At 72.0% G+C, this 17,928-nt stretch carries 18 protein-coding genes; 10 read left to right on the top strand and 8 right to left on the bottom strand.

The genetic code is table 11. The features are described from left to right. Window positions 1-152 precede the first annotated feature (152 nt). A complete protein-coding gene (locus BHU15_RS03165) occupies window positions 153-578 on the top strand; it encodes a hypothetical protein (RefSeq protein WP_069625749.1) in 426 nt (141 codons plus the stop codon). Between the two features lie 123 nt (window positions 579-701). Further along, complete coding sequence (locus tag BHU15_RS03160) at window positions 702-3,056, top strand: glycosyl hydrolase family 95 catalytic domain-containing protein (protein WP_069625748.1); 2,355 nt, start codon at window positions 702-704, stop codon at window positions 3,054-3,056. A 208-nt stretch (window positions 3,057-3,264) separates the two neighbouring features. On the opposite strand, the gene BHU15_RS03155 is transcribed toward BHU15_RS03160, so the two are convergent. Beyond that, window positions 3,265-4,098 carry a M23 family metallopeptidase gene (locus tag BHU15_RS03155; RefSeq protein ID WP_069625747.1) on the bottom strand — a complete coding sequence of 278 codons (834 nt, stop codon included), beginning with the start codon at window positions 4,096-4,098 and terminating at the stop codon, window positions 3,265-3,267. Window positions 4,099-4,515: 417 nt separating this feature from the next. Between BHU15_RS03155 and BHU15_RS03150 the strand changes: the two genes are divergently transcribed. Continuing rightward, window positions 4,516-5,913 carry an N-acetylmuramoyl-L-alanine amidase gene (locus BHU15_RS03150; RefSeq protein WP_069625746.1) on the top strand — a complete coding sequence of 466 codons (1,398 nt, stop codon included), beginning with the start codon at window positions 4,516-4,518 and terminating at the stop codon, window positions 5,911-5,913. A 41-nt stretch (window positions 5,914-5,954) separates the two neighbouring features. On the opposite strand, the gene BHU15_RS03145 is transcribed toward BHU15_RS03150, so the two are convergent. Further along, window positions 5,955-6,956 carry an ArsR/SmtB family transcription factor gene (locus tag BHU15_RS03145; RefSeq protein ID WP_069625745.1) on the bottom strand — a complete coding sequence of 334 codons (1,002 nt, stop codon included), beginning with the start codon at window positions 6,954-6,956 and terminating at the stop codon, window positions 5,955-5,957. A 108-nt stretch (window positions 6,957-7,064) separates the two neighbouring features. Between BHU15_RS03145 and BHU15_RS03140 the strand changes: the two genes are divergently transcribed. After that, complete coding sequence (locus BHU15_RS03140; protein WP_069625744.1) at window positions 7,065-7,439, top strand: PPOX class F420-dependent oxidoreductase; 375 nt, start codon at window positions 7,065-7,067, stop codon at window positions 7,437-7,439. A gap of 49 nt (window positions 7,440-7,488) precedes the next feature. On the opposite strand, the gene BHU15_RS03135 is transcribed toward BHU15_RS03140, so the two are convergent. Continuing rightward, entirely contained in the window at window positions 7,489-8,862 is a 1,374-nt protein-coding gene (locus BHU15_RS03135) for a DNA-3-methyladenine glycosylase 2 family protein (RefSeq protein ID WP_069625743.1), read from the bottom strand. Between the two features lie 121 nt (window positions 8,863-8,983). Next, a complete protein-coding gene (gene rsgA / locus BHU15_RS03130) occupies window positions 8,984-10,096 on the bottom strand; it encodes a ribosome small subunit-dependent GTPase A (protein WP_069625751.1) in 1,113 nt (370 codons plus the stop codon). Window positions 10,097-10,514: 418 nt separating this feature from the next. Between rsgA and BHU15_RS03125 the strand changes: the two genes are divergently transcribed. After that, window positions 10,515-10,997: a hypothetical protein gene (locus tag BHU15_RS03125; protein ID WP_069625742.1), complete on the top strand. Its 483-nt coding sequence runs from the start codon at window positions 10,515-10,517 to the stop codon at window positions 10,995-10,997. Here the strand turns inward: BHU15_RS03125 and BHU15_RS03120 are convergent. From BHU15_RS03120 to BHU15_RS03110, 3 genes are all read right to left on the bottom strand, one after another. Then, window positions 10,991-11,560, bottom strand: coding sequence for a hypothetical protein (locus BHU15_RS03120; RefSeq protein WP_069625741.1), 570 nt, complete (start codon window positions 11,558-11,560; stop codon window positions 10,991-10,993). The two genes, BHU15_RS03125 and BHU15_RS03120, sit on opposite strands and share 7 nt — an antisense overlap. A gap of 162 nt (window positions 11,561-11,722) precedes the next feature. After that, entirely contained in the window at window positions 11,723-12,220 is a 498-nt protein-coding gene (locus BHU15_RS03115) for a hypothetical protein (protein WP_069625740.1), read from the bottom strand. 34 nt (window positions 12,221-12,254) lie between these two features. Beyond that, window positions 12,255-12,941 (bottom strand): alpha/beta hydrolase, encoded by a 687-nt coding sequence (locus BHU15_RS03110; protein ID WP_069625739.1) that lies wholly within the window; start codon window positions 12,939-12,941, stop codon window positions 12,255-12,257. Window positions 12,942-13,063: 122 nt separating this feature from the next. Here BHU15_RS03110 and BHU15_RS03105 point away from each other — a divergent pair, with 122 nt between their 5' ends. Further along, window positions 13,064-14,137: a beta-ketoacyl-[acyl-carrier-protein] synthase family protein gene (locus tag BHU15_RS03105; protein ID WP_069625738.1), complete on the top strand. Its 1,074-nt coding sequence runs from the start codon at window positions 13,064-13,066 to the stop codon at window positions 14,135-14,137. Here BHU15_RS03105 and BHU15_RS03100 read toward each other — a convergent pair. Then, window positions 14,073-14,939 carry a helix-turn-helix domain-containing protein gene (locus tag BHU15_RS03100; RefSeq protein WP_069625737.1) on the bottom strand — a complete coding sequence of 289 codons (867 nt, stop codon included), beginning with the start codon at window positions 14,937-14,939 and terminating at the stop codon, window positions 14,073-14,075. The genes BHU15_RS03105 and BHU15_RS03100 overlap by 65 nt on opposite strands. A gap of 191 nt (window positions 14,940-15,130) precedes the next feature. Here BHU15_RS03100 and BHU15_RS03095 point away from each other — a divergent pair, with 191 nt between their 5' ends. The 4 genes from BHU15_RS03095 to BHU15_RS03080 all read left to right on the top strand — a co-directional run bounded on the left by BHU15_RS03095 (window position 15,131) and on the right by BHU15_RS03080 (window position 17,775). Next, window positions 15,131-15,628 carry an ATP-binding protein gene (locus BHU15_RS03095; RefSeq protein WP_069625736.1) on the top strand — a complete coding sequence of 166 codons (498 nt, stop codon included), beginning with the start codon at window positions 15,131-15,133 and terminating at the stop codon, window positions 15,626-15,628. 23 nt (window positions 15,629-15,651) lie between these two features. Next, window positions 15,652-16,107 (top strand): helix-turn-helix domain-containing protein, encoded by a 456-nt coding sequence (locus tag BHU15_RS03090; RefSeq protein ID WP_171908302.1) that lies wholly within the window; start codon window positions 15,652-15,654, stop codon window positions 16,105-16,107. A gap of 10 nt (window positions 16,108-16,117) precedes the next feature. Next, the gene (locus tag BHU15_RS03085) at window positions 16,118-16,528 is read left to right on the top strand and encodes a VOC family protein (RefSeq protein ID WP_023537787.1); all 411 of its coding nucleotides are present in this window, start codon (window positions 16,118-16,120) and stop codon (window positions 16,526-16,528) included. A gap of 80 nt (window positions 16,529-16,608) precedes the next feature. Beyond that, window positions 16,609-17,775: an aminopeptidase P family protein gene (locus BHU15_RS03080; protein ID WP_069625735.1), complete on the top strand. Its 1,167-nt coding sequence runs from the start codon at window positions 16,609-16,611 to the stop codon at window positions 17,773-17,775. Window positions 17,776-17,928: the final 153 nt, after the last annotated feature.

Genomic DNA, 17,928 nt, shown 5'->3' with positions numbered 1-17,928 from the left:
GCGGTGCCGCCGGCGAGAACGGCTCGTCGGGACGGGGTCGTGCTCATGGCGCCTCCCGTTGGATGAATTCATCCGAGCTATCTCTGGACGGAAGGTAGAGGTGAGGCGCAGGCGCGTCAATACGGCGGGAGAGATCGGATGTGTAGCGGGACATGAGAGGTGAGGCGGCGTCCGGTCTCGTCCGGGAGGCGCCGTACGAGAGGGTCGAGGACTGGCTGTGGCGCAGAGGCCGCGGCCTGGCCGCCGGCTACCTCGCGGCGCTGACGGCCGAGGAACAGATCACCCGGCAGCACCGCTCACGCCGGCTCCCCCTCGGCGGCGGCCGGTCCGTGCTGGCCGACACCCCCGCCCGCAGCGCGGCGCTGGAACGCTGGACGGCGGACGAGCCGGTCCTCGGCTGGCTCGGTGCGGCGGTCGGCCTCCGCGAGCAGCGGGGCGAGGATCCCCCCGAGGCGGCCGGGGAGGCGGTGGCGACCGTACTGGCCGCCGTCGACAACGCGCTGCGGGACCTGGAGGCCGAACGGCAGCGCCGGTCCATCGAGGAGGCGGCCTTCGACAACGTGTGGCGGGGCTACTGACGCCGCCTCACCTCTCATGTCCCGCTACACATCCGATCTCTCCCGCCGTATTGACGCGCCTGCGCCTCACCTCTACCTTCCGTCCAGAGATAGCTCGGATGAATTCATCCAACGGGAGGCGCCATGAGCACGACCCCGTCCCGACGAGACGTTCTCGCCGGCGGCACCGCGATCGGTGGCGCGCTCGCCGTCGGAGGCATGGCCGCCGTGCCCGCGCAGGCCTCGGCAGCACCACCGGGGTCGGCAGCGGCGCCGGCCGTCGAGCCGCAGGCCGCGGAGGACAGCTGGCGTGCCGTCCTCGACGACGCCGATCCCCTCTGGCGGACCATGCCCGCCACCTGGTTCGAGGGACCGTTCCTCGGCAACGGCTTCCTGGGCTCCGGGATCTACGCCGAGCCGGGCGGGAACGCGGTCCGTTTCACCGTGCAGCACTCCGAAGTGCAGGACCACCGGCCGGAGTTCGGGTCCCTCTTCGGTCTCGCCCGGCTGCCCGTCGGGCACTTCACCCTGGAGCCCGTCGGCACCATCACCGGTGTCGACTGGCGACTGCGCCTGCGTGACGCCGAGTTGACCGGCACGCTCACCACCGACAAGGGCACGCTGCGGCTGCGCGCGTCTCTCCACACGTCGGCGTCCGTCCTCGCCGTCGAGATCACCCCGAGCCGGGGCGAGCGCGGCTTCCGCTGGGTCTTCCACCCGGCCGTCTCGATCAGCCCGCGGGCCGCGCACAAGCCCATCCCCCAGGGGTACGAGGCCAATCCGCCCGCCCTGATCGAGGACCACGACGACGCGCTCGGCCAACTGACCGCCGCCGTCCAGCCGTTGCGCGCGGGCGGCCAGTACGTAACCGCCTGGCGCGAGCGTGAACGGCACGGCAGCCGCACGCTGTACGTGTCGGTGACCCACTCCCACCCGCGCACCACGGCCCGGGACCGGGCGCTGCGTACGGTACGGGCCGCCGCGCTCGCGCCGTACGACCTCTTCGTCCTGCCGCACCGGGTGAGCTGGCAGCGCTACTACCGAAAGAGCTTCCTCTCCCTGCCCGACGCGCGGCTCCAGAGCTTCTACTGGATCCAGCTCTACAAGATCGCCTCGGCCGCCCGCAAGGACGCGCCGGTGATGGCGACGTGCGGTCCGTGGCTGGAGTCCACGCCCTGGCCGGCCACCTGGTGGAATCTCAACGTGCAGTTGGAGTACTGGCTGATCCACGGCTCCAACCATCTCGAACTCGACGCCGTCACCCGCGCGTTGAGCGAGTACCGGGACCAGCTCACGGCGGAGGTCCCGGCGCCCTACCGAACCGACTCGGCCGGTGTCCCCCGTACCACCGACGCCCGTCTGGTCAACGGCGGCCCGACCCCGCCCGACCAGGGTTTCGGTGTCGGCGTCCCCGGCCAGGACCCGCCGACACCGGAGGTCGGCAACCTCGTCTGGGCGCTGCACAACGTGTGGCTCAGCTACCGCCACACGATGGACGAGTCGATCCTGCGCGACGTCCTGTTCCCGCTCCTGCGCAAGGCCGTCAACTACTACCTGCACTTCCTCGACACCGGTCCGGACGGCAAGCTGCATCTGCCCGCGACCTCGTCGCCCGAGTACGGGGTCAACTCGGCGGACTGCAACTACGACCTGATGCTGCTGCGCTGGGGCTGCCGGACGCTGCTGTCGGCCGCCGAACTGCTGGGCGTCAAGGACCCGTTGGCGCCGCGCTGGCAGGAGGTCGAGGCCCGGCTCGTGCCGTATCCGACGGACGAGAGCGGTTTCATGATCGGCGCGACGGTGCCGTTCGCGAAGTCGCACCGGCACTACTCGCATCTGCTGGCGGTCTACCCGCTGTACGAGATCACCGGCCGCACCGCCGAGGAGCGCGCCCTGATCGAGACGTCGCTCGCCCACTGGATCAGCTTCGAGGGCGCGCTCCAGGGCTACACCTTCACCGGCGCCGCCTCGATGTCGGCGCTGCTGGGCAAGGGCGACGACGCGCTGGGCCATCTCGGTGAGCTGATGGCCCGCTTCATCCAGCCGAACACGATGTACAAGGAGTCGGGGCCGGTCATCGAGACCCCGCTGTCGGCGGCCCAGTCGGTGCACGACATGGTCTGCCAGTCGTGGGGCGGGGTGGTGCGGGTCTTCCCGGCGGTGCCGGCCGCGTGGCGCGAGCTGGTGGTGCACGACTTCCGTACCGAGGGCGCGTTCCTGCTCAGCGCGGTCCGCGAGGAGGGCCGTACGCGCTGGGTCAGGATCACCAGCGAGGCGGGCGCGCCGTGCGTCGTACGGCACGGCATCGAGGGCCCGGTGGATGTGCGTGACCGGCGGGGCCGGCCGCTGGCGTACGAGGAGTCGGCCGACGGGTCCCTGCGGATCGCGCTGGGCAAGGGGGAGGCGGCGCTGATCACCGCGGCCGGTGACCGGCCGGCGCTGCGTATCCGGCCGGTCGGGCCGAACGCCCCGGCGGCCCGGTGGGGTCTGCCCACCTAGGGCGTGTCCGCAAAGTCCCGTCTGGCTCACGACGCCTGGCACGCGCGCTCGCCGCGTTGTCGGAGTCATCCAAGTACGCCCAGTACGAGGATGATCCTCCGCCTTGCGAGCGCACGCACCAGACGCCGCGAGCCCCGCCCTGCGGGCGGACGACGCTACTTCGCGGACACGCCCTAGCCGCCGGGGCCACGCGCGTGCTGATGGTCCGTCAGCAGATGGGTACGCCCGGGAGCTGGGCCGCGGGATGGTCGATGTAGATGTTGGACATGAAGCCGCCCTGGTCGCGCAGCTTGCTCCACCAGTTGTTGCTGTACCCCTCGGCGTTCACGGTGTCGCCCTGCTTCTGGCAGAGCACGTGGACGTTGGTGGGGCCGGCCAGCCGGGTCACGACGGCGGCGTTCAGCCGTGCGTCGGCGCGCACGCTGACGCCGGTGCCCCAGGTGGTGAACGGGGTGCCGCCGCCTCCGCCGCCGCAGCCGTTGTCACTGGTGAGGTAGTGCTGGTTGTAGCTGCCGGGGTAGGGGAGGCCGCCGCCGTTGATGACGATGTTCTGCCCGACACCGTTGAGCAGCTGCTCGTAGTGCAGATGGGGGCCGGAGGAGTTGCCGCTGGAGCCGGTGGTGCCGATCTGCTGGCCCTGGTTGACGAACTGTCCGCTGGCCACCGAGAAGGAGCCGAGGTGGAAGTAGTACGTCTGCCAGCCGCCGCCGTGGTCGATCGAGATGTAGTTGCCGGCGCCACTGGGCTGGCTGTGCCGGGTCGCGGTGCCGGCGGCCGACGCGAGGGCCGGGGTGCCGTTGGTGGTGCCGCCGTCGGCGCGTACGAAGTCCAGCGCGCGGCGGACCTCGGCGGAGTGGTGGCTGTAGGTCCACCGCTGGCCGCACGGGTAGGGGGCCTTGAAGTTGGGCCCCGCGGCCGCGACGGCCGTGTCGGCGGCGCCCGCTTCGGCGGTTTCGGCGGCTCCGGCGGGTACCGTCAGGATCCCGACGAGTACGAGGAGCGCGCCGGCGAATGTGGTCGATAGGCGTCTGAGACGAGTCACGAATGCCTCCGGGTGTGGGGGAAGCAGCACGTGTCGGGGCGGCGAGCCGCGACCGCTGCGAGACCCGGCAAAAGTAGGCGCGGGCGCCGAAGGTCACAACGACCGGGCAGCGCCTTTCGTCGGAGAAGAAATGTCTTGCCCCTGACAAGTCAGCACCCCACCATGGCGGAGTTGACAGTTCCTCACCCCGCCTAGGGCCTGTCCGGCGGATATTCGGGGATCAGCCCGGGGCGTCTGGTGCGGTGCATCGCAAGGCGCCGAAGTGCCCACAGGGTGGTTTCCTGTGGGCACTTCGGCAACGCGGCGAGGTGCCGTGCCAGACGTCCCGGGCCCCCGCAGATCCGCCGGACAGGCCCTAGCCCCCCACCGGTGCGCGCCGGCAGAAGACCCGCGCGTCCGAGAGCGGAGAGTAGTTCGATGACCTTGACGACACGTTGGAAACGCGGTCAGGCCGCGCTCCTCGGCACGGTGGTCGCCGCGTCGCTGGCCCTCACCGGCCAGAGCGCGGGCGCCGCGCCGTACCCCGGCGGCGCCGCCGCACCGGCCGCCGGCTCCGGCGCCATGAACACCGCGTTCTCCAAGGCCGCCGCCGAGTTCGACGTCCCCCGTGATCTGCTCGTCGCCGTCGGATACGGCGAGACGCATCTCGACGGCCACGGCGGCGAGCCGAGCCAGGCGAACGGCTACGGCGTGATGCACCTGGTCAGCCAGCCGAAGCAGCAGACGCTCGAGAAGGCCGCGAAGCTGACCGGCGCGTCCGTCGCCGAGCTGAAGAAGGACACGGCGGCCAACATCCGGGGCGCCGCGGCCGTCCTGCGCGCCGTCGCCGACGAGCAGGGTCTGGACGCCACCGAGCGCGACTCGCTCCCCCGGTGGTACCCGGTCGCGGCCGAGTACGGCGCCGCGGCGAACGACCGTACGGCGCGGCTGTACGCGGACACCGCGTACGACCTGCTCAACAAGGGTCTACGCGCGCAGGTCGACGGCAACGAGCAGGTCCTCGTCAAGGGCCGCAAGGTGACACCGGACCGTGGCAGGTACGCGAGCATCGCCTCCGACCTCGGTGTGCTGAGCGACGACTACGGGCCGGCGCTCTGGGTCCCGGCGAGCACGTCGAACTACCAGACCGGTCGTACGGCGGCGATCAACAAGGTTGTCGTGCATGTGACCCAGGGGTCGTACGCCGGCTCCATCAGCTGGTTCCAGAACCCGTCCTCACAGGTCAGCGCGCACTATGTGATCCGTTCTTCGGACGGCCAGGTCACCCAGATGGTCCGCGACGCCAACACCGCCTGGCACGCGCGCTCGGCCAACCCCAGCTCCATCGGCATCGAGCACGAGGGCTTCGTCGCCGACCCGTCCTGGTTCACCGATTCGATGTACCGCTCGTCGGCCGCGCTGACGCGCCACCTCACCGCGAAGTACGGCATCCCGCGCACCCGTACGGGTGTCGTGGGGCACAGCGAGGTACCGGGCAACGACCACTCCGACCCCGGTGCGAACTGGAACTGGACCTACTACATGTCGCTGGTCAACGGCGGCAGCGGTGACCCGGGCCCCGGCCCCGGCACCTCGTTCCCCACCTGGGGCACCGGCGTGAGCATCCGTAAGGACGCGACGACCACCTCGGCGCAGGTCGCCAGCCTGGCGGGGCCGACATCGGTCAAGGTCCAGTGCCAGAAGCGCGGTCAGCTGGTCAACTACCAGGGATACAGCAACGACGCCTGGTCCTATCTGCCGGACTACGGCGGCTACATCTCGAACATCTTCATCGACGTCTCTGACGCCTGGCTGCCGGGCGTGCCCAACTGCTGACGTTTCAGCGGTAGTTGACGCGTGGTTGACGCACCACCGCCTCAGCGGGCGGGGCCGTCCAGCAGGGCCTTGCCCAGCTGGGTGCGGTGGTGCATCATCCGGTTGCCGTGCCGGTGCGAGGTGAGCAGGCCCGCCTCACGCAGGACGGAGGCGTGCCGGCTCGCCGTCGACGGAGCCATCCGCAGCGCCCCCGCCAGACCCGTCGTCGTCATCGGCCGGTCCAGCAGTTCCAGCAGCCGGGCGCGCGAGGTGCCGATCAGCTGGGCCACCGGCGGCGCCGCCTCACCCAGCCGGTGGCGCGTCAGCCAGCCGGGCGCCGGGGAGAGCGGGTGGACCAGCACCGGGGGAAGCTCGTCGTCCACGAGGGCCAGCGGCGTACCGACGCAGAAGAATCCCGGTACGAGGGTCAACGTCTGCCCCGACAGCTGGAGTTCGCGGCTGACCGGGTACGGCGTACGCAGGATCCCCTCCTCGCAGCGCCAGCCGGGCATCTCCTCGTAACTGGCCAGCAGCCCCTCCGCTCCCCCGCTCAGCACGGCCTCGGCGCGCCGGGACCGGTCGGCGGCGGCCTGGGCCCGGATGGCGGGCAGATAGGGCGTCACGGCGACCGCGTAGTAGCGCCGCAGGGTCGACCCGAGCCAACGCAGCGTCTCCGGGTCCCCCTCGGCCAGCCGCCGTACGGTGGCCGGGACCGGCCCGCGTCTTCGCGCGTAGAGTCGGGCGAGATCAGCGACCAGGCGGCGGCGGGGAGTTGACAGCAGCTGGTCCACCCCGATGTCGAGGTCCAGCTCGCCCCGGCCCGGGGTGAGGAAGTCGGGGAAGTACTCGGCCGAGGGGCACAGGAGCGTCAACTCCCTTACGGCCGAGGCGAGTCCGGCACGCTCCAGGGCCGAGCGGACCTCGCGCCGCCAGGGCGCGAAGGCGGCTGGGACATGCTGGTTCTGGAGCAGATGCAGGCTGAGCGCGGCCTCCCACAGAGCGTCGGCTCCGTCCGCCACGCGCAGCCGGTTCAGCTCCCGTCCACGGAGATCGACTCGCAGCACGTTGGACTCCCCCGGAAAGCCTGTGCGTTCAGGCCCGGATTGTAGCGGGGCCGGGTTGCGGGGTGATGGCGCCGAGCGGGGCCGGGGCGGGCGTGTGAGGCTGGAGTCATGACCGAATTCAACGCGGCCGAGCGCGCGTATCTCTCCTCCCAGCGGCTGGGCCGGCTGGCCACCGTCGATCCGAAGGGCCAGCCGCAGGCCAACCCGGTGGGCTTCTTCCCGCAGGCGGACGGCACGATCCTGGTCGGCGGATACGCGCTGGGCACCACCAAGAAATGGCGCAATCTCCAGTCGAACCCCCGGGTGGCGCTGGTGGTCGACGACATCGTGAGCCTGAAGCCCTGGAAGGTGCGGGGTGTGGACATCCGGGGTGAGGCCGAACTGCTCACCGGGCCGCACGAGTTGGGGCCGCACTTCAGCGAGGAGCTGATCCGGATCCATCCGCGCAAGATCCACAGCTGGGGGCTTGAGGAGACCGGCTGATCGCGACCGTACGCGGCCGGTCGCGCACGTAACCGGCCGGTCGCGGCTGTCAGACCGCCATCGACACCGTGCGCAGGTGCCGTACCGCGTACGAGCGCCATGGCCGCCACGCCGCGTCGTCGGGTTCGCCGTGCGGTGCCACGTCGGGATCACCCAGCCCCCGCATCCGGATCAGCGCGGCCGTCCGCGCCGTCACGCCGGGCACGGTGAGCAGTGCCCGCTCGGCCTCCTCACGGCCGGCTCCGGAGTCGAGCCGTACGGTGCCCTCCGCGAGCGCGGTGGCGAGCGGGCCGGCGACCGGGTCGTCCACCAGGGCGGCCGGTGCGGGAAAGAGCCGGGTGAGGGCGCCGCACGGGCGGTCGACCGGCTCCCCGTACGCCGCGACGAGCCGCCGCGCCTCGGCGGGACCCGTGTGGACGCGCAGCGCGTACTCCTCGGGGTCGGCGGTGCCGGGCGCCCGGAGTCCGGGGCGGGCCGCGACGAGCGGGCCGAGGAGCGGGTCGGCGCCGAGGCGTTCGTCCACGGCGTACGGATCGGCGTCGAGGTCGAGCAGTCGGCGCAGCCGCCCGACGGCGGTGGTGAGATCGCGCAGGTCGGTGAGGTGGATCCGGGCCTCCAGCCACCCCGAGCGGGCCGCTGCGCCGGCCGGGAGTCTTTCGTCCACGGAGACGATCCCGGGGCCGTGGGGCAGGCGCAGCGTACGCCGGTAGGTGCGGGCGCCGGGCTCACCGATGACCTCTTCGACGAAGGGGACGGCCTCGTGGGCGAGCAGGTCGAACATGTCGCGCGCCGCGTAGGCGCCGCGGTAGGCGAGCCGGAGCGGGATGCCCGCGTCGGACGGCGCGGGCGCGGCGCGACCGGCCCCGCGGTGGGACTCGGCGCGCAGGCCGCTCGGCGTACGGGCGTAGATCTGGCGGATCGTGTCGTTGAACTGGCGCACGCTCGCGAACCCGGCGGCGAAGGCGATCTCGGTGACCGGCAGAACGGTGGTCTGGAGCAACGTCCGTGCGGTGTGGGCGCGTTGGGCGCGGGCGAGCGCGACAGGCCCGGCGCCGAGTTCGGCGGTGAGCTGGCGCTGGACCTGCCGGGTGCTGTAGCCAAGGCGCCCGGCCAGTCCGGGCACGCCCTCGCGGTCCACGACGCCGTCGCCGATCATGCGCATGGCGCGGCCGACGACATCGGCCCGTACGTTCCACTCCGCCGATCCGGGTACGGCGTCGGGCCGGCACCGGCGGCAGGCGCGGAAGCCGTTGCCCTGGGCCGCGGCGGCGGTGGGGTAGAAGCGGACGTTCTTGCGCTTGGGGGTGACCGCCGGACAGCTGGGCCGGCAGTAGATGCCGGTGGTCTCCACGGCGAAGAAGAACGCCCCGTCGAACCGTGCGTCGCGGCTGGCCACCGCCTCGTACCTGGTCTCCTCGTCCATCACACCGTCCAGTGTGCCCCGGGTCCGGCGTCGGCACTGGCGGGATTCGGACACGACCGTGGGCGGCCGGGCCCCCGGATCGGGAGCCCGGCCTGGGTGACGCGGGTGCGAGCGTTACCGCCTAGCGGATACGGCCCCGCTTGGCCTCCATGGCCGCGCGGCCCTCCGCGGCCTTGAGCCGCCAGTCGCGCGCGATCTCGGCCCGCAGCCGGGCGTCGGTCTTGGCGACGATGCGCTGGTTCTCCCGCAGCAGCTTGCGGTAGCTCTCCAGCCGCCGCTCGGACAGCGAACCGTCCTCCAGCGCGGCGAGCACCGCGCAACCCGGCTCGCTGCCATGGGCGCAGTCGTGGAACCTGCACCCCTCGGCCAGCTCCTCGATCTCGGCGAAGACCTGCCCCACGCCCTGCCCTGCGTCCCACAGCCCGACGCCCCGCAGTCCGGGGGTGTCGATGAGCACGCCGCCGCCGGGCAGCACGAGGAGATTGCGGGTGGTCGTGGTGTGCCGGCCCTTGCCGTCGGCGTCACGGGTGGCCTGGACCTCCATGACGTCCTCACCGAGAAGGGCGTTGGCGAGGGTCGACTTCCCGGCGCCCGAGACGCCGAGCAGCACGCTCGTACGCCCCGCGACGAGGGCCGTCAGCACGTCGATGCCCTCCCCGGTCGCCGAGCTGACGGCGAGCACCTGCACGCCGGGTGCCGAGGTCTCCACGTCCTCGACGAGATACGACAGGCCGGTCGGGTCCGGGACGAGGTCGGCCTTGGTGAGCACGACGAGCGGCTGGGCGCCGCTCTCCCAGGCCAGCGCCAGGAAGCGCTCGACCCGCCCCAGGTCCAGCTCGACGGCGAGCGGGACTGCGATGATCGCGTGGTCGACGTTGGCCGCGAGGATCTGGCCCTCGGAACGCTTGGACGAGGTGGACCGTACGAACGCGGTACGACGCGGCAGCAGCGTCCGCACGTACCGCGGATCGCCGCCGGGGTCGACCGCGGCCCAGTCCCCGGTGCACACGACCTTCATGGGGTCGCGCGGCACCACGAACTCGGTGTCGGCCCGCACCGTGCCGCCGGGAACGGCGACATCGCACTGCCCGCGGTCGACCCGTACGACGCGTCCGGGCAGCAGGCCCTGGGCGGCGTACGGGGTGAACTCCGCCTCCCAGGCGTCGTCCCAGCCGTAGGGGGCGAGCGGATGTGAAACGGAAGAAGCCTCGGAAGAGGCAGTGGGGAAAGACAAGGGGAAACCCTTCACAAGGGCGGCCCCGGCGCACGTGAGACCCGTGCCGGTGAGGCGCGGGAGATGTGGAAGGTCAGCCGGAGACCACGGAAGTGACACGAACGATCAGCTGATTGCGGGCAACGCCCGTCGCGGGGACAGCCATCGGTACACACCTCCTGGAACACACACGGCACGGCCGAGGGACGGATCGCCCTTCGGAACACGGGGAACCTAACGCGTACGCGGCCGGGCCCGCCACCTATTTACGGTGCGCGTTCGCGGGGGTGACCTTCACGCGTCACCAGTCACGCGTCACGCGTCTCGCCTTACGCCGAAGTCAGGTGATCTGGAACACAGTTGGGGTCGCGGCGCAACGGCTGCGGCCAGGATGACCGTCACCAGCGGAGCCCAGCGGTGTCGATCGGAAAGAGCCCACGTGATCCTGTTCGTACCGGCGGTGTTGCTCGGTGCTCTCGCGCTGATCGTGTTCTTCCTGCTCCGCGGCCTCGCCGCCGTCCTGCCGGGGGGCGGGCAGTGGTCGGGATGGCGCCGCGTTGCCGTCGTGCCCGCCTTCGTCTGCGCGGCCACGGCGACGGCCGCGTACTCGATGGGGGTCGTCATTCTCCTGCTGACGATGACCGTGGCGGAGGACGGCGGGACGGACTCGGCGCCGTTCCCCTACAACCACCCGTGCCGTGAGCAGTTGACGGGGGCGGTGGACTACGGGGTCGACTTCCTCACGCTGCGCACGGAGTGCGTCATGGAGGACGGTGCGCGCCGGACGGTGGACGACGTGCCCCAGGGGCTTCGGCTGACGGCCGCGGCGTCGGCGGCCGGGGCCGCCGTGCTCGGGGGGATCCTGCTGGCAGCCGGAGGCCGCGCGGACCGGGACCGGGACCCGGCTAAGGTGGATCAGTAGTCACGGCTGTAGCGGGCCAGCCGCGCGCGGGCCTCTTTCTCGCTGACGCCGAGAGCCGTGCCGATCGTGGCCCAGGACAGATCGTCGGCCTGGGCCGTGAACGCTGCGCGGCGGCCCAGGCGTTCGACGGTGCGCTCCAGCTCCGCCACCGCCCGCAGCGCGGCCAGCGGCGAGTCCCGCGTCAGGGCGGCCATCCCCTTCGACAGCCGTTCGATCAGCTCCTCCAGCTCCACGGGCAGCGGGACCGTCCGCGACTCCACCTCGTCCATGTGCGCGGCCCAGTCGTCGTGCGGTCCTGCCGGGTCGTCCTCGCTGTCGAAGTCCACCTCGTCCCAGTCGACCGGGTAGCGCCGCTCACCACGCCAGCCGCAGGCGCAGGCACCCCGCAGATACGCCGCGACCGGGCCGAACCGCCCGTCGTACAGCTGCCAGTCGGTGCTCCGGTGAATGTCGGCGCCGCTCCCGGTGTCCAGATACACCGGCCCCGGCTCACTCCCGTCCGCCAGCAGGACCCCTGCCCGGCCTTCGTGGGACGACCCGAACTCCTCGGCGTACCAACCCATTTGATGCCTCCTACGGCTGCTCGGACGGCGCGGGGGGCGCGAACGGCGCGCACTCATGGGCCAAGGCTGCCCGATCCGGGCGCGGGTTGAGCGGCGAAAGCCCGTACAGGTTCGTGCTGTACGGGCCGTGTACCGGTGGGCTCGGAGGGCGCTCGACGTCGCTCAGGGGCGCCGGCGGGGTGCCTCGTCGTCCGGGGTGTCCGGACTCGCGAAGTGGAAGGGCACGGCGAGACGGGCGGCGAGGGCGCGGCCGGCCCGGCCGGCGGCGGCAGCCGGGTCCGTGTGGATGGTGGCCAGCCGGTGCTCACCGGCGGGTTCGGCGGTGACGGCGAGCAGATCCACGAACCAGTCGTGGACGGTGTCGCCGTCCCAGACGGCCTCGACGGCCACGACCCGGCCGGGCAGCCCGGCGGCGCGGGCGGCCAGGGACTCCAGGTCGATCGGGCTCCGGGGAGTGCGGGCGATGCTGTCGCCGTACCGCAGATACCGCTCGTGCACGACGAGTTGGGCCTCGTGCAGGCCCATCCCCCGCGCCCGCCCGGCCTCGAAGACGACGCGGATCGCCCGCATGCGGGCGTCCTGGAGGACGTATCCGTCGGCTTGCTCACGAATGCCGGCGGGCAGCAGTGCCCACCGGTCGGCGGGGGTGATGTCGCTCATGGCCGTTCTTCCATGAGCGACATCATCCACCGGCTCAGCCGGCCACGGCCAGCTCGATCAGATCCATCACTTCCCCCGGGCGGGAGGCCAACGAGGCGTGACCGGCGGGAAGTTCGACCGTCTTGCGGGGGTTCATCCGCTGGGCCATGCGGCGTTCGTTGTCGGGGTGGATCATTCGGTCCTCGGTGGAGACCTGGTACCAGGACGGCTTCGAACGCCACGCGGGAGTGGTGACGTTGTCGCCGAAGGTGGAGGCGAGCGGGGCCTTCTGGGTGACGGCCATGATCAGGGCCTCGTCGGCGGGCAGATCCTGGCAGAAGCTCTCGGCGTACTTGTCCTGCTTGATCCACAGGTACCCGTCGGAGTCCGGGACGAGGTTGTCGGCGGCGGCGGGCGCCAGTTCCTGGGTGATCTGGCCGGGGCTCTCCCCGGCGTCCGGGGCGAACGCGGCGACGTAGACGAGGCCGGTGACGTTCGGCAGGCCGCCCGCCTCGGTGATGACCGCGCCGCCGTAGGAGTGGCCGACCAGCAGCACGGGCCCCGGGATCTGGCGGACCATCCTGGCGGTGCGCTCGGCGTCGTCGGCGAGCGAGGTCAGCGGCAGTTCCACCGCGTGCAGCGAGCCGTGGCCGCGGCGGTTCAGCTCGGTGATGACGTGGCCCCAGTGGGCGGCTCCGCCCCAGAAACCGTGGACCAGGACGATCGCGGGCTTGTCAGCCATCTCGCTACTCCTTCTCGGGGTCGGCACAGCATTCGTCCCCCACCCGGCATCCGTCCCCCACCCGACCACGCTAGGGCGTGTCGGCTTACTGTGGAGCACGAGCAGTCTCCGAGGAGGTCCCCGTGGCCGTCGTCGTCAGCCGCCCGGTGGTGCGGACCGCGCCGTACTGGGTGAGCACGGAAGAGATAGCCGGCGATCTTCGCGGACGCCATCCCGCCCACCCCAAGCTGGCCCTGTGGCTGCGGATGCTGGGGCATACCGGTGTGCGGACCCGGCCCTGGGTCGCGCCCCTGGCCGAGACCGGGGAGCGCACGGGCGTCGGTGACCGGTCGCGCGCGGCGTACGAGGGTGCGCGACCGCTGGCGGTGGACGCGGCGCGGGAGTCCCTGCGCGGGGCGGGTCTGGCCCCCGGGGACGTGGACTGTCTGGTGACGACGCACACGACGTCGTGGACGGTGCCCGGAATGGACGTCGATCTCATACGGCTGTTGGGGCTGCGGCCGGACGTGTCGCGGGTGGGGTTCGCGACGGTGGCGTGCGCCGGGGGCGCGCACGCTCTGGTCCAGGCGGCCCGTTTCGTACGCGCGCACCCGGGGTCGCGGGTGCTGGTCGTGGCGGCGGAGGCGCTGAGCACGCTCTACCACCCTCGTACGCTCACCCTCCAGACGGTGCTGTACGGCGGGCTCTTCGGCGACGCGGGCGGCGCCGCCGTGGTGAGCGAGGCGGGCGCGGGCGCGGAGGCGGGTCCGCTGGAGGTGGCCGGGACCTGGGAGTTCGTGCTGCCGGACAGCCAGGACGCCTACTGGGGCGTGATCGAAGAGGCCGGACTCTTCTTCGACTCGGGGCCCGACGCGAAGAAGGCGGCGGGGCGCGTCCTGCCGCATCTGGCCACGTGGCTGGACGGGCGCCCGGTCGACTGGGCGGCCGTGCATCCCGGCGGGCCGGGGATCATCCGGGGCACCCTGGACGGGCTCGGGCTCGACCCGGAGACCGGTGGCACGCACTCGCTCGCGTCCCTGGCCAGGGGGAACCTCGGCGGCGTCGCGCTGCTGGACGTCCTGGCGCGGACGGTGGACGCGGGGATCCCGGGCGGTGACGGGGTCGCGGTCGCCTTCGGTCCTGGCTTCACCACTACGGCGCTGCGGCTGCGGGCCGTGGCGGGGGCGGCGGCCCCAGCGGCAGCTCAGGCTCCGTGAAGTCGACGGGGATCCCGACGATCATCCGCAGGCCCGGGTAGGCGAGCGGGGCCAGCGCCTGGACCGACACCTGGACGGGGCCGGTCAGCAACAGCTCCATGGGGCGCACCGTGGCGTAGGGGTGGAGGCTCATCTCCGCGCGCTCGTCCCCGTCCCACAGGCGGCGTACCTCGGCCGATCTCCGTACGCGGCGCACCACCCGCTGGATCCCGTCGTTGTCCCGGTCCACGACGGCGCTGCGGCGCAGCTCGGCGACCATGTACGGCGCCCAGTGGGTCTCCCACCGCCGGCACTGCTCGCGCCCCTGGGACGAGGGGGCGAGCAGTTCCTCCATGATGTTGGCGCCGGGCCGCTGCATCCACGGCCAGTGCCAGGCGGCGCGGCGGTTGTAGGCGAGCACGGTGTACGTGTCGTCGCTCCAGTAGGCGCCGTGGCCGATCCGGTGCAGCATCCCGAGGAGGTCGTCCGGGACGTCGGGGTGCTGCGGGACGACCGCCTGCGGGGGCTGGTGACCGGACCAGACGTACAGGGCGGACGCCTCGGCGGGGTTCAGGCCCAGAATGCGGGCGCACTCCCTGACCAGGTCCTTGCTGATGCGCCCCTCACCGTGTTCGAGGCGGCGGTAGTGCCGCTCGTCGACGCCGAGCAGGTCGGCCATGATCGACTGGGTGAGCCCGCCGCGCCGGTGCCGGTGGCGGGGCAGGGCGCTCATACCGGGGACGTCGTCGAGATTCCGGCGGGCCCGCCACGTACGCATGATCTTTGGCATGTCCGACTGCGGGGGCAGCTCCGCTCTCGCCATCTCGCCACCTCCGGGCCCCGCGCGTACGGCGGCGTCGCCGCCGATTCGCGCTTTCCATCGTGCCTCCGCGCGGCCGTGGCGGCGCGCCGAGGGACCGGACACTCAGATGTCCGGTCACCAACCGGCCCTTCCGTGGAGTGACGGCAGGGGGTTCTGTGGGACCTGGAAAGTTTCGTCCCCAGGAGAGGATCATGGAGATTCTGGCCGCTCAGGCCACCGCCCTGAGCCTGCTTCCCACCGCGGACCGGCATGTCTGGTCCCTGCCGGACACCGATCTCGCGCAGGCCGCTCATACCCGCAGGAAGGCTGCCGGGGTACTTGAGCGGTGGCGGCTGCCGCGTGCCACCGTCGACGACGCCGTGCTGGTCGTGTGCGAACTGGTGACCAACGCGATCCGCCACGGCCGAAGTCCGGTCCACATCGCACTCCACCGGGGGCAGGGGGCCCTGACGATCAGCGTCAGCGACCAGGGCCACGTCCCCTTCCCGACGAAGGGGCCCGAACTGGATCTGGACCTGGATCTCGATATGGACCTGGGAGTTGAGCTGGGCGCGGATCCCGACCACTTCGGCGAATGCGGCCGTGGTCTGTCCATCGTCGCCGCCCTGTCCCAGGCCCATGGATACGAGGGGGGAGACTCGACCACCTTCTGGGCCCGGCTGCACACGCATCCGACCGACCACGCCTAGCAGGCCCGTGGTGTGATGGTGCCGTGGGCCGCGCCGAGGAAGAGACCAACCGCCGCATGCTGCGCGTACGGGACGCGATGGACCGCGACTACGCGCAGCCCCTTGACGTACCGGCGCTGGCCCGGATCGCGCATGTCTCACCGGCGCACTTCTCCCGCACCTTCCGCACCACCTTCGGCGAGACGCCGCACCGCTATCTCCAGCGCCGGCGCGTCGAGCGCGCGATGTTCCTCCTGCGGGAGACCGACCGCAGTGTGACGGACATCTGCTACGAAGTCGGCTTCGGCAGTCCGGCGACCTTCAGCCGCACCTTCCACGACATCGTCGGCCGGCCGCCCAGGGCCTACCGCAAGGAACGCCGGGAGCACAGGGAGCACAGGGAAGCGGCGCTCGCCGCGATGAGCGTGCCGACGTGCTTCACGAAGGCGTGGACGCGACCGAGCAGTTCTGGACAAGTTTTCACGCCGGCCGCGCCGTAGCGTGAGGAACATGTTCAACGCAATCACGCACTCGCAGATCTACGTACTCGACCAGGACACGGCACTCGACTTCTACGTCGGCACGCTCGGCCTCGAAGTCGGCGCCGACGTCGACATGGGCTTCATGCGCTGGCTGACCGTCAACGTCCCCGGCCACCCCGACCGCCAGATCCTGCTGGAGAAGCCGGGTCCCCCGGCGATGTCCGAGGAGACGGCGGAGCAGGTCCGCGAACTGGTGACCAAGGGAGCCACGGGCGGCTCGCTCATCTTCAGCACGGACGACTGCCGCAAGACGTACGAGACGCTGCGGGCCCGCGGCGTCGAGTTCACCGAGGAGCCGACGGAGCGCCCGTACGGCATCGACTGCGGCCTGCGCGACCCGTTCGGCAACAGCATCCGCTTCACGCAGCCGAAGGTGTAGCCGGTCCCGACAGGCAGAGTCGGACGGGGAACGAAGAACGGGGTCGCGGGGCGCCCGGCGGCGACGGCAGGATGGGCCGTATGACTGGCAGCGACGCATCCACCGCACACCCGGGCGCCGGGACTCCGGCGCACCCCGCCCCCTTCACCGCCGACGACTACCGGGCCCGGATGGACCGCGCGGTGCGGGACGCCGTCGGCGCCGGGCTGGCCGGGGTACTCGTGGCGCCCGGCCCCGACATGGTGTGGCTGACCGGGTACCGGCCGCCGGCCGACACCGAGCGGCTGACCCTCCTGGTGCTCACCCCGGACGCGGAACCCGTGCTCGTCGTGCCCACGCTGGAGGCGCCCGACGCGGAGAAGGCCGTCGGCGCGCCCGCGCTGACGTTGCGCGACTGGACGGACGGCGTCGATCCGTACGGCGTGACCGCGCCCGCGCTCGCCCCCGACGGCCGCTACGGCGTCAGCGACAACACCTGGGCCCTGCACCTCATCGGCCTCCAGGAGGCCCTGCCCGGCACCTCCTACGCGCCGTTGACGAACGCGCTCCCGATGCTGCGCGCGGTGAAGGACGCGCGCGAGGTGGAGCGGCTCGCGGCGGCGGGCGCGGCGGCCGACGCCACGTACGAGGAGATCAAGAAGGTGCCCTTCGCGGGCCGCCGGGAGACCGAGGTCGCCGCCGACCTCGCCGGGCTGCTGCGCGGTTTCGGGCACTCCCAGGTCGACTTCACCGTCGTCGGCTCCGGGCCCAACGGCGCCAACCCCCACCACGAGGCGGGGACACGGGTCATCGAGAACGGCGACATGGTCGTGCTCGACTTCGGCGGTCTGTACGAGGGCTACGGGTCCGACACCTCGCGCACCGTGCATGTCGGTGAGCCCACCGAGGAGGAGCGGCGCGTCCACGAACTGGTGCACGCGGCGCAGCGGGCCGCCTGTGAGGCGGTGCGCCCCGGCATCGCGTGCCAGGACGTGGACCGGGTGGCCCGCGCGGTGATCACCGACGCCGGGTACGGGAAGTACTTCATCCACCGCACCGGCCACGGCATCGGCGTCACCACCCACGAGCCGCCCTACATGGTCGAGGGCGAGGAACTGCCGCTGGTGCCCGGCATGTGCTTCTCCGTGGAGCCCGGCATCTATCTGCCGGGCCGGTTCGGGGTACGGATCGAGGACATCGTGACGGTCACGGAGACCGGTGGGCGGCGGCTCAACACCACGGAGCGGGAGCTGGCGGTGGTCGGCTGACGGCGCACCCCGGCTCGGGTTGCGGGGGCGGTGTTGGTCGCACACCACACACAAAGTGACGCTACGATCACGTTATGTTCACGACCCTCCGCCTCTCACGCCCGCTCCGGGCCCGCCGGCAAATGGCGGGCCCGGAGCGGGCGTTGTGGCTGG

Source organism: Streptomyces niveus (assembly GCF_001723055.1).
GTDB lineage: Bacteria > Actinomycetota > Actinomycetes > Streptomycetales > Streptomycetaceae > Streptomyces > Streptomyces niveus.
This window is presented reverse-complemented; position numbering and strand designations above follow the sequence as displayed.

Excerpts from the sequence above, each read along its gene's own strand:
- BHU15_RS03165 (WP_069625749.1), top strand. The coding sequence starts at position 153 with ATGAGAGGTGAGGCGGCGTCCGGTCTCGTCCGGGAGGCGCCGTACGAG.
- BHU15_RS03160 (WP_069625748.1), top strand. The coding sequence starts at position 702 with ATGAGCACGACCCCGTCCCGACGAGACGTTCTCGCCGGCGGCACCGCG.
- BHU15_RS03115 (WP_069625740.1), bottom strand. The coding sequence starts at position 12,220 with ATGAGCGACATCACCCCCGCCGACCGGTGGGCACTGCTGCCCGCCGGC.
- BHU15_RS03110 (WP_069625739.1), bottom strand. The coding sequence starts at position 12,941 with ATGGCTGACAAGCCCGCGATCGTCCTGGTCCACGGTTTCTGGGGCGGA.
- BHU15_RS03100 (WP_069625737.1), bottom strand. The coding sequence starts at position 14,939 with ATGGCGAGAGCGGAGCTGCCCCCGCAGTCGGACATGCCAAAGATCATG.
- BHU15_RS03150 (WP_069625746.1), top strand. The coding sequence starts at position 4,516 with ATGACCTTGACGACACGTTGGAAACGCGGTCAGGCCGCGCTCCTCGGC.
- BHU15_RS03095 (WP_069625736.1), top strand. The coding sequence starts at position 15,131 with ATGGAGATTCTGGCCGCTCAGGCCACCGCCCTGAGCCTGCTTCCCACC.
- BHU15_RS03080 (WP_069625735.1), top strand. The coding sequence starts at position 16,609 with ATGACTGGCAGCGACGCATCCACCGCACACCCGGGCGCCGGGACTCCG.
- BHU15_RS03140 (WP_069625744.1), top strand. The coding sequence starts at position 7,065 with ATGACCGAATTCAACGCGGCCGAGCGCGCGTATCTCTCCTCCCAGCGG.
- BHU15_RS03085 (WP_023537787.1), top strand. The coding sequence starts at position 16,118 with ATGTTCAACGCAATCACGCACTCGCAGATCTACGTACTCGACCAGGAC.
- BHU15_RS03135 (WP_069625743.1), bottom strand. The coding sequence starts at position 8,862 with ATGGACGAGGAGACCAGGTACGAGGCGGTGGCCAGCCGCGACGCACGG.
- BHU15_RS03120 (WP_069625741.1), bottom strand. The coding sequence starts at position 11,560 with ATGGGTTGGTACGCCGAGGAGTTCGGGTCGTCCCACGAAGGCCGGGCA.